General features: G+C 37.9%; 13 protein-coding genes. All 13 read left to right on the forward strand.

Translation table 11 applies throughout. The features are described from left to right. Positions 1-28 precede the first annotated feature (28 nt). The 13 genes from J7K05_01335 to rpoB all read left to right on the forward strand — a co-directional run bounded on the left by J7K05_01335 (position 29) and on the right by rpoB (position 14,980). Positions 29-1,033 (forward strand): YvcK family protein, encoded by a 1,005-nt coding sequence (locus J7K05_01335; GenBank protein ID MCD6194830.1) that lies wholly within the window; start codon positions 29-31, stop codon positions 1,031-1,033. A gap of 43 nt (positions 1,034-1,076) precedes the next feature. Continuing rightward, on the forward strand, positions 1,077-1,850 hold the full coding sequence (locus J7K05_01340) for a triose-phosphate isomerase (GenBank protein MCD6194831.1): 774 nt from the start codon (positions 1,077-1,079) through the stop codon (positions 1,848-1,850). 9 nt (positions 1,851-1,859) lie between these two features. Then, positions 1,860-2,864 (forward strand): aldehyde dehydrogenase, encoded by a 1,005-nt coding sequence (locus J7K05_01345; GenBank protein MCD6194832.1) that lies wholly within the window; start codon positions 1,860-1,862, stop codon positions 2,862-2,864. Between the two features lie 60 nt (positions 2,865-2,924). Continuing rightward, a complete protein-coding gene (locus tag J7K05_01350) occupies positions 2,925-3,983 on the forward strand; it encodes a phosphoglycerate kinase (protein ID MCD6194833.1) in 1,059 nt (352 codons plus the stop codon). 54 nt (positions 3,984-4,037) lie between these two features. After that, complete coding sequence (locus J7K05_01355; GenBank protein ID MCD6194834.1) at positions 4,038-4,877, forward strand: class II fructose-bisphosphate aldolase family protein; 840 nt, start codon at positions 4,038-4,040, stop codon at positions 4,875-4,877. An 8-nt stretch (positions 4,878-4,885) separates the two neighbouring features. Further along, the gene (locus tag J7K05_01360) at positions 4,886-5,854 is read left to right on the forward strand and encodes a carbohydrate kinase family protein (GenBank protein MCD6194835.1); all 969 of its coding nucleotides are present in this window, start codon (positions 4,886-4,888) and stop codon (positions 5,852-5,854) included. Positions 5,855-5,990: 136 nt separating this feature from the next. Then, on the forward strand, positions 5,991-6,854 hold the full coding sequence (locus tag J7K05_01365; GenBank protein ID MCD6194836.1) for a nucleotidyltransferase family protein: 864 nt from the start codon (positions 5,991-5,993) through the stop codon (positions 6,852-6,854). Positions 6,855-6,863: 9 nt separating this feature from the next. Beyond that, positions 6,864-7,202: a hypothetical protein gene (locus J7K05_01370; protein ID MCD6194837.1), complete on the forward strand. Its 339-nt coding sequence runs from the start codon at positions 6,864-6,866 to the stop codon at positions 7,200-7,202. 254 nt (positions 7,203-7,456) lie between these two features. Continuing rightward, complete coding sequence (gene tig, locus J7K05_01375; GenBank protein ID MCD6194838.1) at positions 7,457-8,761, forward strand: trigger factor; 1,305 nt, start codon at positions 7,457-7,459, stop codon at positions 8,759-8,761. 36 nt (positions 8,762-8,797) lie between these two features. Then, entirely contained in the window at positions 8,798-9,427 is a 630-nt protein-coding gene (gene clpP / locus J7K05_01380) for an ATP-dependent Clp endopeptidase proteolytic subunit ClpP (protein MCD6194839.1), read from the forward strand. After that, entirely contained in the window at positions 9,428-10,621 is a 1,194-nt protein-coding gene (locus J7K05_01385; protein MCD6194840.1) for a LysM peptidoglycan-binding domain-containing protein, read from the forward strand. A 9-nt stretch (positions 10,622-10,630) separates the two neighbouring features. After that, on the forward strand, positions 10,631-11,623 hold the full coding sequence (gene obgE, locus J7K05_01390) for a GTPase ObgE (protein MCD6194841.1): 993 nt from the start codon (positions 10,631-10,633) through the stop codon (positions 11,621-11,623). 174 nt (positions 11,624-11,797) lie between these two features. Then, positions 11,798-14,980, forward strand: a complete 3,183-nt coding sequence (gene rpoB / locus J7K05_01395) for a DNA-directed RNA polymerase subunit beta (GenBank protein MCD6194842.1) — start codon at positions 11,798-11,800, stop codon at positions 14,978-14,980. Positions 14,981-14,993: the final 13 nt, after the last annotated feature.

Consider the following 14,993-nt stretch of genomic DNA (forward strand, 5'->3'; position numbering starts at 1 on the left):
TTATTGGGTTTAAGATATAATTTTGTTGATGAGGTGGGGTGATTTTTGGCAAAGTTGGTTTAAATGGTTGGCTTACTCTCCGGAGGAGATGTTGTATCACGCTCCCAAAATAACGCTTATCGGAGGAGGCAGTGGTCTAGCCAGACTTTTACAAGGCTTGAAGCAGTACACCTATAACCTTTCGGCGATTGTAACTGTTTTTGATTCTGGTGGGCATACAGGTAAATTGCGTAAAGATCTTAAGGTGCCTGCTGTTGGGGATTTGCGTAATTGCTTAGTAGCTCTTTCTGAAGAAGAAGATTTGATGCGGGAGTTTTTTGATTTTCGTTTCCAAAGGGGCAGGTATCTCAATGGGTATTCATTTGGCAATCTTTTTTTAGCAATGCTTTTGGAGATGGCTCGGGATTTAGATCAGGCTACTCAAATTGCTTCAGCTCTTTTAAAAGTAAAAGGCAAAGTAATACCTTCTTCCTTAGGTAATGCTCATCTTTGGGCAGAGTTAAAGAATGGAGAAAAAGTAAAAGGAGAAGCAGAGATTCCTAAGGCAGTAGTAAGGTTTAAAAGCCCAATTAAAAAAATTTGGCTTGAGCCTCCGCAAAAAATAAATCCCAAAGCTGTCAGAGCAATTAAAGAGAGTGATTTAATAGTTATTGGTCCCGGAAGTTTGTTTACCAGTATTTTGCCTAATTTTTTGGTTGCTGGCCTAAAAGAAGCGTTCAATAAAGCTAAGGTAAAGAAAATTTATGTGGTTAATGTCTCTCAAGAGCGCGGAGAAACAATGGGTTTTTCTGTGGAGGACCATTTGGATTGGCTTTTGGAGATGGGGATAGAGATTGATTTGGCTTTAGTTAATTCCCGAATTTTAAAAAAGGATGAAGATATTGTTCGTTTGGGCGGAGTGCGGAATATTTCGACTACAAAGAAAAAATATAAAAACATAGATATCTGTCGTGCTGATTTAATAGATCTTCAAAATCCTCTTTATCATCAGCCAAAGAAATTAGCGCGAAAAATTATAGAGTTGATCCAATAATCTTTAGTTGTTTTTATTGACTAGGGTGTTAAAATAAGATTGTATGCGGCCCATTATTGCAGCAAACTGGAAAATGAATCCCCGTTCTTTGCGTGAAGCAAAAAAAATCCTCAAGCAAATTAGAGACCTTTTAGTACCGATTGTAGGATTTGAAGCTTATGTGGCCCCTCCTTTTCCCTTTGTTAAGTCTCTTTACCCTTTAGTTCGGCTTACTTCCATAAAGCTTGGAGCTCAAAATATTCATTTTGAAAATGAAGGTGCTTTTACTGGAGAAGTCTCTTTGCCAATGATTGAAGAGTGGGTTGATTTTGTTATTATTGGTCATTCTGAGCGAAGAGCAATGGGGGAAACTAATAAAATAGTTAATCGTAAATTGCACCGAGTTTTAGATGCAGGGTTAAGGGCTATTCTTTGTATAGGAGAGTCAAAAGAAGATTATCTTAAGAAAGATAGCGAAAAGATTATTGAGCAACTAAGATCAGGACTTGAAGGGGTAAACTTAAAAAAAGTTTCCGAAGATTTAATTATTGCTTATGAGCCAGTGTGGGCTATTGGCACAGGCATTCCGGCTGATGCCTCTTATGTGGAAAAGAATGTGTTTTTAATCAGGCAGTTTATTTCTAGTCTTTATACGCGGGAAACCGGAGCTAAAGTCCCGGTTCTTTATGGAGGAAGTGTCAAAGCTCAAAATGTCAAAGATTTTATCAGTCGCCAAGGGATTAATGGTTTTTTGGTAGGTGGAGCCAGCTTGGATCCAGGAGAGTTTTCAGCGATCTGTCAACAGGCTAAAGAGCTTTATAAAACTAAAAATAAATGAGGAGGCTTTATGAAGTTTGCTATTAATGGTTTTGGGCGGATTGGCCGCACTTTTTTCCGCTCAGCTTATAAATTAGGTTTATTACCTGCAGCCATTAATGATTTAGGTCAGATAGACAGTTTGGCTTATCTTTTGAAATATGATTCCACTTATGGGAAATTTGAAGGCAAGATAAAAGTAGAAGGAGATAGCTTAGTAGTGGATGGCAAGAAAATAAAAATTTTATCTGAAAAAGATCCTTCCCGCTTGCCTTGGAAGAATTTGGGGGTTGATTTGGTAATTGAATCTACAGGTGTATTTAGAGAATACGCTCAAGCTTACCAGCATATTCAGGCTGGAGCTAAACAAGTGGTTATTTCTGCTCCTTTTAAAGGCGACAAACCAATGAAAACGATTATTTTTGGTATAAATCACTTAGATCTTTTTTCAGAGGATAAAGTATTTTCAATGGCTTCCTGCACTACTAACTGTTTAGTGCCAGTAGCTAAAATTCTGGATGATGAGTTGGGACTTGAGAAAGCTACCCTAAACACGATCCATTCTTTTACTATGGATCAAAAGCTTCAAGATGCGCCTCATAAAGATTTTCGTCGCGGCCGCAGCGCACTTCAATCAATCGTTCCTACTACTACTGGAGCTACTGAGGCTACAGCCAAAGTTCTTCCTAGCTTAGAAGGGAAGATGAATGGTTATGCTTTTCGAGTGCCCACGCCAACAGTTTCTATTATTGATTTTGTTGCTCTGGTGAAAAAAGAAACATCGGAAAAAGAGTTGCGCAAGCTTTTTAAGAAATATGTTCAAGAAGATAGCTTTTTGGGGGCTTTGAAAGTGGTAGAAGAGCCTGTAGTGTCAGTTGATTTTCGTGGCGATGAGGCTGCTTCGATTGTTGATTTGGAATTGATTCAAGTGATTGAAGGCAATCTTGTTCGCGTTGTTGCTTATTATGATAATGAAATGGGTTATGCCGCTCGTTTAGCTAAATTAGTGCAGTATATAGGTGATAAAATTCTTTAAAAGTGTTTTACACATTCCAATGTTCTCAAGAACATTGGAATATAAAAACTGGGTGTTAATATGAAATCATTAGGCAAACTTGAACCTGATAATAAAAAGGTTTTAGTCCGTTTAGATTTCGATGTGCCAATAGAAAAAGGAAAAATTATAGACACTTTTCGTCTAGATGCTTCGTTGCCTACTCTCAAATATCTTCAGCCCGCAGAAAAAATTTTTTTGGTTGGTCATTCGGGCAGACCAGAGGGGAAGGTTACAGAAGATTTATCTTTAAGACCTCAGGCAGATTATTTAGCTCAAAAATTAGGTTTATCTCTTAGAGAAGCTGCTTCCCCCTTTTTTTACCGACGATATCTTTTGGGGGACAAAATTGAGATTTTAGAGAATCTACGTTTTTTTATTGGCGAGGAGCATAATGAAAAAAAGTTTGCTCAGAAATATGCTGGCTTGGCTGATGTTTTTGTTTTTGAAGCCTTTGCTGTTTCCCATAGAAAGCATGCTTCAGTTTATTGGTTGCCAAAGATTTTACCTTCATATTTAGGTTTTCGGGCAGAAAAGGAAATAGAGATACTTTCACGTTTGAAGAGGGAATCTTCACAAACTTTGGCTGTTATTGGCGGCGGGAAGGCTAAGGATAAGGCAGATTTGGTTCATAAGTTTGCGGCCCAAAACATTCTTTTAGGAGGCAAAACCGCTAATGAACTTTACCTAAATAAGGAAAGTTTACCTAAAAATGTGGTTTTACCAATTGATGGCGTATTGCCTTCCGGGAAAGTTAAGGATTACGTTGATATGTCTAAAAAAGAAGTTCTTTCTGTTCGTGATCTAGGACCCAAAACAATTAAACTTTTTAGTGAGTTTTTGGACAAAAAAGGGAAAAACATTATTTTTGCTGGACCAGTAGGACAATTTGAAAAAAAGAGCTTTTCTTTAGGAACTAAAATTCTGTATCAAAGGGCTTTAGGCACAAAAAAATTTACTTTTCTTTTAGGTGGTGATTCTTCTTATGCGGCTTTAAAATTTTGTCTGAGAGAAAAATTTTCCTATGTTTCTGTAGGTGGTGGCGCTTCTCTTTCTTTTCTAAGCCGAAAATCTTTAGAATTTGGTGATGTTTTAACTTGATTTGATAAACAGGTCAACTTGGAGAGAGGGCTTAAAAATGCTACACTAAGATAGATGTATATAACTAATTCTAAAGATTTAGTTTTAAAGGCTTACAAAACAAAAAAGGCTATAGGAGCTTTTAATGCTCATAATTTAGAGGTGTTTGAGGCTGTAATTTCAGCTGCTAAAAGCAAAAAGGCGCCGGTTATAATCCAGATAACCCCCAAGACAGCTAAACATCTTCCTTTGCGTTATTTCAAAAAGATGGCTGAGGCAGCAGATAAGCTTTATCCAGAAGTGGATTTTGCTCTGCATTTGGATCATGGTGATAGTTTAGAAATAGTGCAGGAAGCGTTGGAGTTAGGTTTTAGTTCAGTTATGTTTGACGGCAGCCGGCTCTCTATGGAAAAAAATATCAAGCTTACCTGCCAAGTAAAAACTATGGCTCAGCGCTTTAGAGTAGCAGTTGAAGCAGAAATAGGAGAGATGCCAAAGACTGGTGATCGTTTCCAAAAAAGTAATCTTTTGGGTTTAGATACAATAGAGAGGTTTATAAAAAAAACAAGAGTAGATTTTTTGGCTTTGCCTTTAGGCACAAAACACGGAATGCCGGCACCGGGAGGGAAAGAGCATATTAATATTAATTATTTAAAAAAGATTTCAAAAAGCATAAAAGTTCCCTTGGTTCTTCATGGTGCTTCTGGGGTAGGCAAGCAGGAATTAAGACAGGCAAGAAGATATGGGGTGGCTAAGGTTAATTTTGATACTGCTTTGCGTAAGATTTTTACCTACGCTTTAGGCAAGTTTTTAAAAGCTAAACCCCAAGAAGATGATTTAAGGGTCTATTTAGAAGAGGCGCGGCTTGCTACTGAAAAAATAGTTAAAGATAAAATTGAAGCCTTGTATTTTTAACTTAAATAATGGAGAAAATTTTTGTTTTAGGCAAAGCTTTGTGGGATGTAATTTTGGAAACCGAAGTAGAGCTCAAGGAGAATTTTTTTTGTTTTCCTTTTAAAGAAAAAACCTTAGCTAAGAGTCTTGTTCAAGAGCCGGGAGGAGGAGCATTAAATACCAGTTTAGCTTTTAAAAAATTAGGTTTTGAACCAATACCTCTTGCTGTTGTTGGCAAGGATTTTTTGGGAGAGGAAATCAGGGAAAGATTAAAAGAAGAGGGAATAACAACTAAATTTATAGGTTCTACCCATAAACATACTGGCACTTCAGTAATTGTCTTGGGCAAAAAAGGTTTGCATACCGCCCTGATTTATCCCGGAGCCAATAAAGAGTTAGAAGCTGATGATATTGATACTGCTGTTCTCAAAGAAGCGCGCTGGTGGCTTATTCTTTCTTGGGGAAATGTTAATGAGGAGATAATTAAAGAAATAGTTAATAAAAAAGAAAAATTAGGTAAACATTTGGTTTTCAATCCCGGCAAAATCCAGCTGCAGTATCCCGAGAAACTTAAATCCCTATTGGCTGTTACTGATATTTTGATTGTTAATAAACAAGAGCTTTTTTCTTTAGTAGGCAGGGGAAAATCTTTGTCAGAAACATTGGTTAAAGCTGTAGGGTGGGGACCCAAAATTGTGGTTGCTACCTTAGGTAGACAGGGCTCTATTGTCTATGACGGCGGCTACTTTTATCGTACGCCAGTTTATCCAGCTGCAGTAGTTGATTCTTTAGGTTGTGGTGATGCTTTTACTAGTGCTTTTTTAGCTTGGTTTATTAAAACAGGTAAAATAGAACAAGCTGTTTTGGCTGGTACTATTAATTCTGCTTCAGTGGTTTCTGAAAGAGGAACAGTTGCCGGGCAACTTACAGATAAAGAAATAAGTAAAAAGATTGCGAACGCTGAAATAAAAGTCAAAAAAGAAAAAGTTTCCCAATAAATTTAGCTTGAAGTTTTTTCTTTTGCTGGATGCCTTTCTTTTTCGGCAATTTTTAATTTTCTTTATTTTCCACAGTTTTTTGTTTGCTTTTTCTTTTGTGAATTGTTATGAATAAAAAGAACATTTATGAATTATTATGAAAAAGAAAAGTAGCCGACTTTACAGACGTATCAGTTTTTCTTTAGATAAAGGGATTTTAAAAGAAGTAGAAAATTTTGCCAAAGAAAAAAATTTTTCCTCTTTATCACGGACAGCAGAATACCTTTTTAAAAAAGCTTTGGGTATAGGTCGGATTAAACAGGCCATTATTTTAGCTGGGGGTAAAGGTACAAGACTTAGACCTTTTACTTACGAAGTACCAAAACCTCTTTTGCCTATTAAGGGTAAACCTATTATAGAACATTCTATTTTACTCTTAAGGCGCTATGGGGTGGAAGAAATAATAATTTCAGTAGGTTATTTAGGTGAAAAAATAAAAGCAGTTTTAGGCAATGGGGAAAGATTCGGTCTTGAGTTGAAATATATTGAGGAAAAAAAGCCTCTTAACACTGCTGGGCCTTTGGTTTTAGCTAAAAAATATATTAAAGGTCCTTTTTTTCTTTTTTGGGCTGATATTTTGGCTGATATAGATCTTGAAGATATGGCTCAATTTCACCGTCAAATGAAATCAGTAGCCACAATGGCTCTGGCCACAGTAGAAAATGTAAAAGATTTGGGTGTAGTGGAGCTTGAAGGAGGTTGGGTTAGAAGATTTTTGGAAAAACCTAAAAAAGGGGAGAGCTCATCTAGACTAATTAATGCTGGTGTGGCTTTGTTTGAGGCGCAGATTTTTAACTATCTTCCCAAAAAGCCGAAGCCAATTTCCATTGAAAAAGAGGTTTATCCGCGTTTAGTTAAAGCAAAGAAATTAGCTGGTTATCCTTTTCCTGGTGCTTGGTTTGATACAGGAACGGTTGAGCGTTATGAAGAGGCAGTAAAAAAATGGGATATTAAGATTTAGTAAAATAGTTTGGAAAATAAAACAGAAGGAGTTGGTCTCTGGACAGCCAGATCTAATCCTCAAAAACCAGAAAGGGAGAAGCATATTAATTTTTTCCCTAAAGCTAAGGCTCTCCAGCGTCGCCTTCTGCTGGTCCAAACCCCCAAGCAAGATAATTTCCGTAGCTCTTCTGAAATTCAACACCAAAGTCGTGATGACATTTCTCTCCTTAAGGATATGGTTCAGCATGCTCTTAGGGCTTATAGGGCTGTTGAGGAGATGGATTATACTGCTTTGGGAAAGGCAGTAGGAGAGACGTGGGAAGCTATTAAAAACTTTACTAATGGGGGGCAACAACTCCTCAAATAGATAGCTTAATTGAGACTACAAAAAAAGCTTGTGGTGCCAAGGCTTGTGGTGCTGGAGGCGAGGGTGCTGTTGTAGTAGTTGTATTCGCTAATCCTGCCTCAAAAGAAGAGGCAGAGAAATCTATCCAGAACCCCTACCAAGTTCTGCCTTTTGAACTTGATTTTAGGGGGCTTATGATAAAAAACTCCCATTAATAGATTAGAGGCAAGCTTAATAGCTTGCCTCTTTTTGTTTGCTGTGTTAAGCTCAGGGCTATGTCTTTAATCAAAATTGAAGTCAACAAAAAAGATTTACCTGCTTCTACTGTTCAGCTGGAAATCAAAGTTCCTTTTGATGAGTGGCGGAGATTTGAATTAAGGATTACTTCGCGTTTGGCGCAGGGTTTAAAAATCCCCGGTTTCAGGCCCGGTAAAGCGCCGTTGAATTTAGTCAAAAACCAGTTGGAAGAAGAGAAAATCGCCCAGGAAGTTTTAGAGGAGATTTTACCTTTGAGCTATGCTGAAGCAGTAAAAAAGACAAAAATAAGACCTGTTGGCCCGCCTAAAATAAAAATTACTCAATTTGAGAAGGGCAAAGATTTTATTTACACTGCTGAGTGTGCTCTTTGGCCAAAGTTTAATTTGCCTGATTACCGAAAAATTAAAGTTAAAAAACCCAAAGTAGAGGTTGAAGATAAAGAGGTTGAGAGAGAGATCAAACTTTTGCGCAAGAGATTGGCTTCTGTTCGTCCGAAAAAAGGCGTTATTAAAAAAGGAGATAGAGTTTTAGTGGATTATCAGGGATCAATAAAAGGGAAAAGTCTCCCTGAACTTAACAAAAAAGATGTGTGGTTAATTGTGGGAGAAACAGTTATTTTGCCGGGTTTTGGGGAAAAGATAGTTGGCAAAAAGAAGGGAGAGACAGTCAAATTTACTCTTAATTTGCCTAAGGATTTTGTCCAAAAAGGTTTAGCTGGTCAAAAGATAACTTTTAATGTTTTAATTAAAAAAGTTGAAAAAATAGTTTTACCTTCAAGCCAAGAATTAGTAAAAAAATTAGGTCACAAAGATGAGAAAGAGATGAAGCAGAAAATAAAAGGGTTTATAAAACAACAAAAGGAAAGTGAAGCAGAGAAAAAATGGGAAGCAGAAATTGTTTCTGAAATTGTAAAGAAAACAAAAATTCAACTTTCTCCTTATTTGGTTGATCAGGAAAGAGATCGTTTGCTACAACAACTATCTCAGGATTTAGCTTTACAGGGTGCTACTTTAGATCGTTTTTTAGAAAGCGGCAAAATCTCTAAAGATGATTTGGCTGATCAATTGAAAAAGCAAGCAGAGAATAACTTAAAATCTTCTTTTGTTTTGCATGCTATTGCTGACAAAGAAAAGATAAGGATTGAAGATAAGGAGGTTGATGAGTCCTTAGAGCAAGAGAGAACTCGTTTGCGTTTACAAGGTTATCCTGAAAGTGAGACTGAAAGTCAGCTTAAAAATCCCGAAATAAAGGCTCAAGTAAAAACCCAGCTAAAATTAGCCAAAACTCTTAATTTTTTGAAATCTCTTCACAAAAAGGGCTAAATGTGCTACATTGTCAGAGGTTAATAATTGTGTCTTATGAAGAAAAGGGTTAAGACTAAACTCCAAGGCGTAGTTCCTATGGTGGTAGAAAAAGGGCCTTTTGGCGAAAGGGCTTATGATATATTCAGCCGCTTGCTTAAGGAACGAATAGTTTTTATTGGTGGTCCTATTAATGATGAAGTGGCTAATCTTGTTATTGCCCAGCTTTTATTTTTAGAAGCTGAAGATGAGTCCAAAGATATCTATCTATATATAAATAGCCCCGGAGGGGAGGTAAATGCCGGTTTAGCTATTTATGATACTATGCAGTATATTAAGCCAGATGTGGCTACTGTGTGTGTAGGTATAGCGGCTTCAATGGGAGCATTTTTACTTGCTGGAGGAGCTAAAGGAAAGCGTTATATCTTGCCTAATGCCCGCGTAATGCTTCATCAAGTGGCTGGTGGGACCGAAGGTCAAGCTACTGATATTAAAATACGCGCTCAAGAAATTTTAAGATTAAAACGCTTGATTAACAAAATTCTGGCTGAAAGAACAGGGAAAACTTTAGAAAAAATAGAGAAAGACACAGACAGGGACTTTTTTATGGGAGCTAAGGAAGCAAAGCAGTATGGAGTGGTGGACGAGATTCTTTTTCCTTCTGGTAAAAATAAAAAGGAGGCTTAATTGCCCCCTTTATTGTCCTTAGATACAATTCTTAAAATAAAACATTCTCTTCTCTCTACACTAAAGAAAGTTTTTTCTTTTAGTTTTTGGCTTAATGCTATAAGACTCTTTTTTATTTCTTTTAGGCGTGAAGGCAAATATATTATTGTTTTCAAAAGGAAGTTTGATGTCTCCTCTTTTATTCCTTATACTCCTGTAGTTTCTATAGTAGGGTTTGTAGTAATTGGCTATCTTATAAGTGGAGGATCATTAAGTTTAGCGACCACTGATTTTGTAGTTTGGGATGAAGCAGTAGTGGCGTCAGCTATTGAGGGCATAGATCCTTATACTCCTTTAGTTGAAGAAAAAAAGACTGTGTTTTTAGCTACTTTAAAAAAAGAGGTAGAGAAACCTCAGTTGGCTCTTACTGAAGGAGGAATCTATATTGGTCCTCAAACAACCTCTATTAAAGTAGAAACGCCTGCTGAGAAGGAAGAAAGAAAAGAGGTAATTGAGTATAGGGTTCAGTCAGGAGATACTCTTTCTGCAATAGCCCAGAAGTTCGGTTTAAAAATTGACACGCTTAAATGGGCTAATAATATTTCTAATGTTGATCAGATTAAGCCAGGGCAAGTTTTAAAGATTCCACCTACAGATGGAGTACTTTACACAGTTAGGCGGGGGGATACTTTATTGGCAATTGTGCAAAAGTATAAAGGGGATTTACAAAAGACTCTTGCTGTAAATGGACTTGAAGATGCTTCCAAGATTTATGAAGGGCAGAAAATTTTAATTGCTGGTGGTAAAATCACTGTTAGCCGCTCTTATACTGCTTCTAACTCACGTTCCACTACATCTACATCAAGAAGTTCTAACACTACTGCGAGGTATGTGCCCAGAGGGAGCTACCCCAATCGTTTTCCTTATGGTTGGTGCACTTGGTATGTTGCCAGCCGCCGTTATATACCTTGGAGCGGGCATGCACGAACTTGGTATTGGCAAGCAAAATCATATGGTTATGCTGTTGGTTCGACCCCGCGGCCGGGAGCAATTGTGGTGATGCGAGAAAGTTGGTGGGGGCATGTGGCTATTGTGGAAGCAGTCTATGGTTCAAGTTTCTTGATCTCAGAAATGAACGGAGTTGCTGGGTGGGGTAGGGTAGGTCGTAGGGTTATTCCTAATAATTATTCGGCAATTATAGGTTTTATTTATTAATTTTTAAAAATGAAGTTTTGGGATGAAGTGGTTGTTAAGGTTGTGGCTGGTAAAGGAGGGGATGGTTTAGTAAGTTTTTTTCGCGAACGCATAAATGCCAGAGGAGGTCCAGATGGTGGTGATGGAGGAGATGGAGGAGATGTTGTTATTTTTTCTGATCCTAGCTTAAGCGATCTTTCTTATTTTTCTCACCAAAGATTTTTACGGGCGCAGAATGGTAAAAATGGAGGTAAAAACAGGCGGCAAGGCAAAAGGGGAGCGGATTTAAGAGTTGGTGTTCCTGTGGGAACTGTGGTTTATGAATGGAATGAGAAATTTGCTTGGCAAAGGGTTTTTGATTTTAATAAACCCAATTTGGAGTTTAGGGTAGCTAAAGGAGGAAAAGGAGGGTGGGGCAATGCTCATTTTGTTAGCGCTGTGCGTCGTTCTCCACGAGTAGCTTTGCCAGGAGAAAAGGGGGAGAGAAAAAAGATAAAACTTGTTCTCAAACTTATTGCTGAGGTCGGCTTGATTGGTTTGCCTAACGCCGGTAAATCTACTCTTTTGAGTGTTCTTTCTTCAGCCCGTCCCAAGATTGCTGCCTATCCTTTTACTACCCTGATTCCTCATTTGGGTGTTTTAAAATGTCCTACTGGCAAGGTAGTTATTGCTGATATCCCGGGGCTAATTCAAGGTGCTCATAAAGGTAGAGGTTTGGGGGATAGGTTTTTGAAGCATATTGAAAGGACAAAAATTTTAGTTTGGCTTATTGATTCTAGTAGCAGTTCTCCAGTAGAGGATTATCGGATTTTAAAAAAAGAGCTTTCTTCTTATAAACCGGGTCTTTTAGGAAAACAAAAGATTTTGGTGTTAACGAAAATTGATATTGCTTCTGATTGGCGGGAAAAAATGAAGGTTTTGCAGAGGGAGGTAAAAGATTTAATTATCCCTATTTCTGCAGCTACTCATCAGGGTTTAAAAAAGTTAATTTTAGCTATTTGTCAGGAAACAAAAAAGCCATAATTTTATTTTATTCTTGACAGATTTTGTTTATTGCTTTAACATAAGTGAGGTTGTAATTTTCGTTGTGGATAAATTTTTCCTAGAGAAGTAGTATTAGAAATTTTTTAAAAAATTACCCCGCTCAGGGCGGGAAGTTATTTTTTGTCTCTGCTTTTTTCTAATTAAAATTTAAAGATGCCTAAAAGAAAATTCTTTTTTGAAGCCCCAGCTCATCCTTTAGACAACCTTATCCAAATCCAAATTGATTCTTACCGTCATTTTCTTGAGAAGGGGTTAAGAGAATTGTTTGATGAGGTTTCTCCCATTGAAGACTTTGGAGGCGAGCTATTTTCTTTGCGTTTTGGGGATTATTTTTTTGAAAAACCAAAATCAGATCCTTTGGAATGCAGAGAAAATAATTTGACCTACAAAGCCTCTCTTCGCTGTCGGGTTATTTTGGAAAACAAAAAGACCAAAGAGATAAAAGAGCAGGAAATATATCTTGGCGATTTTCCAATGATGACTGATAGAGGGACTTTTATTATTAATGGTATAGAGAGGGTGATTGTTAATCAGATTCTTCGCTCTTATGGGGTGCTTTTTGTGGCTGATTTATCAGGAGGAGAGAAGTTGTTTGGTGCTAAATTGATTCCTGCTCGGGGAGCTTGGTTGGAGTTTGAGACCTCTCCGCGAGGAGAAATCTATGTCAAAATTGATAGACGCAGACGCATTCCTATTACTGCTTTCTTGCGGTTTTTAGGATACGAGAGTGATGCTGAAATAAAATCTCTTTTTAAGAAAGAATTAAAAGATGCTCCAGTTGACTACATTGAGAATACTTTAAAGAAAGATATTTCCAAAAACTCTGATGATGCTTGTGTCTTTATCTATCGGCAGATGCGTCCTGGTGATTTGACTACAGCTAAAAATGCTCGCAGCTTTTTGGAAGCCACCTTTTTTAATCTACGTCGTTATGATTTTGGTTCAGTTGGTCGTTATAAGATCAACGAGAGGTTGAAACTTGATTTTCCTATTAAGCTTAAATATAGGATTTTGCAAAAAGAAGATGTGGTAGAAACAGTACGAGAAATTATCAGATTAAACTCTGATCTTCACGCTAATCCTGATGATATTGATCATCTTGCCAGCAGAAGAGTACGGAGTGTGGGGGAGTTGGTACAAGACAGAGTTCGGATTGGTCTTCTGAGAATGGAGAGAATTATTAAAGACCGCATGAGTGTGGCTGATCCTTTAGTTGTTACGCCGGCAAGCTTGATCAATGCTCGCCCTATTACGGCTGTTTTGCAAGAGTTTTTTGCCTCTTCTCAGCTTTCTCAGTTTATGAACCAAACCAATCCTTTGGCAGAGTTAGAGCATAAACGTACTGTTGCGGCTACAGGTCCGGGGGGTCTTTCCAGAGAAAGGGCTGGTTTTGAGGTAAGAGATGTTCATGTTTCCCACTATGGTCGTATTTGTCCTGTGGAAACTCCAGAAGGGCCTAATATCGGTTTGGTAACCTATTTAGCTTCTTATGCCCGAATTAATGAGTATGGTTTCTTAGAGACTCCTTACCGAAAAATTAAGCATACAAAAAGAGGTTCTTATATTACCAACGAAATAGAATATCTTTCTGCTTCAGAGGAAGAGAACTATGTGATTGCTCCTGCTGATATACCTTTAAACGAAAAAGGAAGAATTTTAGTTGATCAGGTAATGGCTCGCCATCAGGGTCATCCTGACTTCTTCCCAGTGAAAAAGTTGGATTATATTGATGCCGCTCCCAACCAGATTGTTTCCATTAGCACTTCCCTAATTCCTTTTTTAGAGAATACAGACGCAGCTCGAGCTTTAATGGGTTCAAATATGCAGAGGCAGGCTTTACCTTTAGTCAAGCCTGAAGCGCCTATTGTTGGTACAGGGATAGAAGAAGCAGTAGGTAAGGCTTCAGGTATGGTTATTTTAGCTGAAAAGGCAGGCAAGGTTGTAGAGGTAGATGCAAGAAAGATTGTGGTTGAAAATGCTAAAAAACAGCGGAAGACTTATAAATTATTTAACTTTATTCGTTCCAACCAGTCTACTTCTTTGCACCAGCGGCCAATTGTTAATGAAGGTGATCGGGTAAGAAAAGGTCAAGTTTTGACTGATTGTCTTTCTACGGATAAAGGCGAGATTGCTTTAGGGAAAAATGTTTTAGTCGCTTTTATGAGTTGGCAGGGTCTTAATTATGAGGACGCGATTATTGTTTCTGAACGTTTAGTCTCTGATGATGTTTATAGTTCAATCTATATTGACGAATACGAAACAGAAGTAAGAGAGACCAAGTTGGGTCCAGAGTTGGTAACCCGTGATATTCCCAACGTAAGTGAAGAGGCATTAAGAAATTTAGATGAAAATGGAATTGTCAGGATTGGTGCTGAAGTAAACTCAAGGGATATTTTGGTAGGTAAGATTACTCCTAAAGGTGAAACTGAATTATCAGGTGAAGAGAGGCTTTTGCGTGCTATTTTTGGCGAAGAAGCTAAAGATGTAAAAGATAGCTCTTTGCGTCTTCCCCATGGCGTAAGAGGTAAAGTGATTGGAGTTAAAATTTTCTCCCGCGAAAAAGGAGACGAACTTCCACCCGGTGTTTTAATGAAAATTCATGTGGTAGTGGCTCAGCTGAGAAAGATAACAGAAGGGGATAAATTAGCAGGAAGGTATGGTAATAAGGGGGTGATTGCCAAAATTCTGCCTGTTGAGGATATGCCGGTGCTTGCTGATGGAACTCCTGTAGATGTGATTTTGAATCCTTTGGGAGTTGTCTCCAGAATGAATTTAGGTCAGTTAATGGAAATTCATTTGAGCTGGGCAGCCAAAAAACTGAATAAAATGGTTGCTGCCCCAGTATTTAGAGGTCCTACTTTAGAAATGATTCAGAAGGAGCTTAAAAAAGCTGGTTTGCCTGAGGATGGGAAAGTGCAGCTTATAGACGGGCGTACTGGTGAACCTTTTAAAGAAAGAACAACTGTGGGTTATCTGTATATTATGAAGCTCATTCATATGGTTGAGGACAAGATTCATGCTCGCTCTATTGGTCCTTATTCAATGATTACTCAACAGCCTCTTGGTGGTAAAGCTCAATTCGGAGGTCAGAGATTTGGAGAAATGGAGGTTTGGGCTTTGGAAGCTTATGGGGCCGCTCATACTTTACAGGAAATGCTTACTATTAAATCAGATGACGTGGCTGGTCGTTCAAAAACCTATGAAGCCATTATCAAGGGCGAAAATATTGTAGAGCCAGCTGTTCCTGAGTCTTTTAATGTCTTGGTAAAAGAATTGCAGGGTTTAGGCTTGAAGTTGGATTTTCTTAAAAATAAAGATTTGCCCCAAAAGAAATAATTAAACTAATTTT

This window comes from bacterium, assembly GCA_021157605.1.
Taxonomy (GTDB): domain Bacteria; phylum Patescibacteriota; class UBA1384; order JAGGWG01; family JAGGWG01; genus JAGGWG01.

Coding starts and splice junctions, on each gene's coding strand:
- J7K05_01335 (MCD6194830.1), top strand. CDS start 29: ATGAGGTGGGGTGATTTTTGGCAAAGTTGGTTTAAATGGTTGGCTTAC.
- J7K05_01340 (MCD6194831.1), top strand. CDS start 1,077: ATGCGGCCCATTATTGCAGCAAACTGGAAAATGAATCCCCGTTCTTTG.
- J7K05_01345 (MCD6194832.1), top strand. CDS start 1,860: ATGAAGTTTGCTATTAATGGTTTTGGGCGGATTGGCCGCACTTTTTTC.
- J7K05_01350 (MCD6194833.1), top strand. CDS start 2,925: ATGAAATCATTAGGCAAACTTGAACCTGATAATAAAAAGGTTTTAGTC.
- J7K05_01355 (MCD6194834.1), top strand. CDS start 4,038: ATGTATATAACTAATTCTAAAGATTTAGTTTTAAAGGCTTACAAAACA.
- J7K05_01360 (MCD6194835.1), top strand. CDS start 4,886: ATGGAGAAAATTTTTGTTTTAGGCAAAGCTTTGTGGGATGTAATTTTG.
- J7K05_01365 (MCD6194836.1), top strand. CDS start 5,991: ATGAAAAAGAAAAGTAGCCGACTTTACAGACGTATCAGTTTTTCTTTA.
- tig (MCD6194838.1), top strand. CDS start 7,457: ATGTCTTTAATCAAAATTGAAGTCAACAAAAAAGATTTACCTGCTTCT.
- clpP (MCD6194839.1), top strand. CDS start 8,798: ATGAAGAAAAGGGTTAAGACTAAACTCCAAGGCGTAGTTCCTATGGTG.
- obgE (MCD6194841.1), top strand. CDS start 10,631: ATGAAGTTTTGGGATGAAGTGGTTGTTAAGGTTGTGGCTGGTAAAGGA.
- rpoB (MCD6194842.1), top strand. CDS start 11,798: ATGCCTAAAAGAAAATTCTTTTTTGAAGCCCCAGCTCATCCTTTAGAC.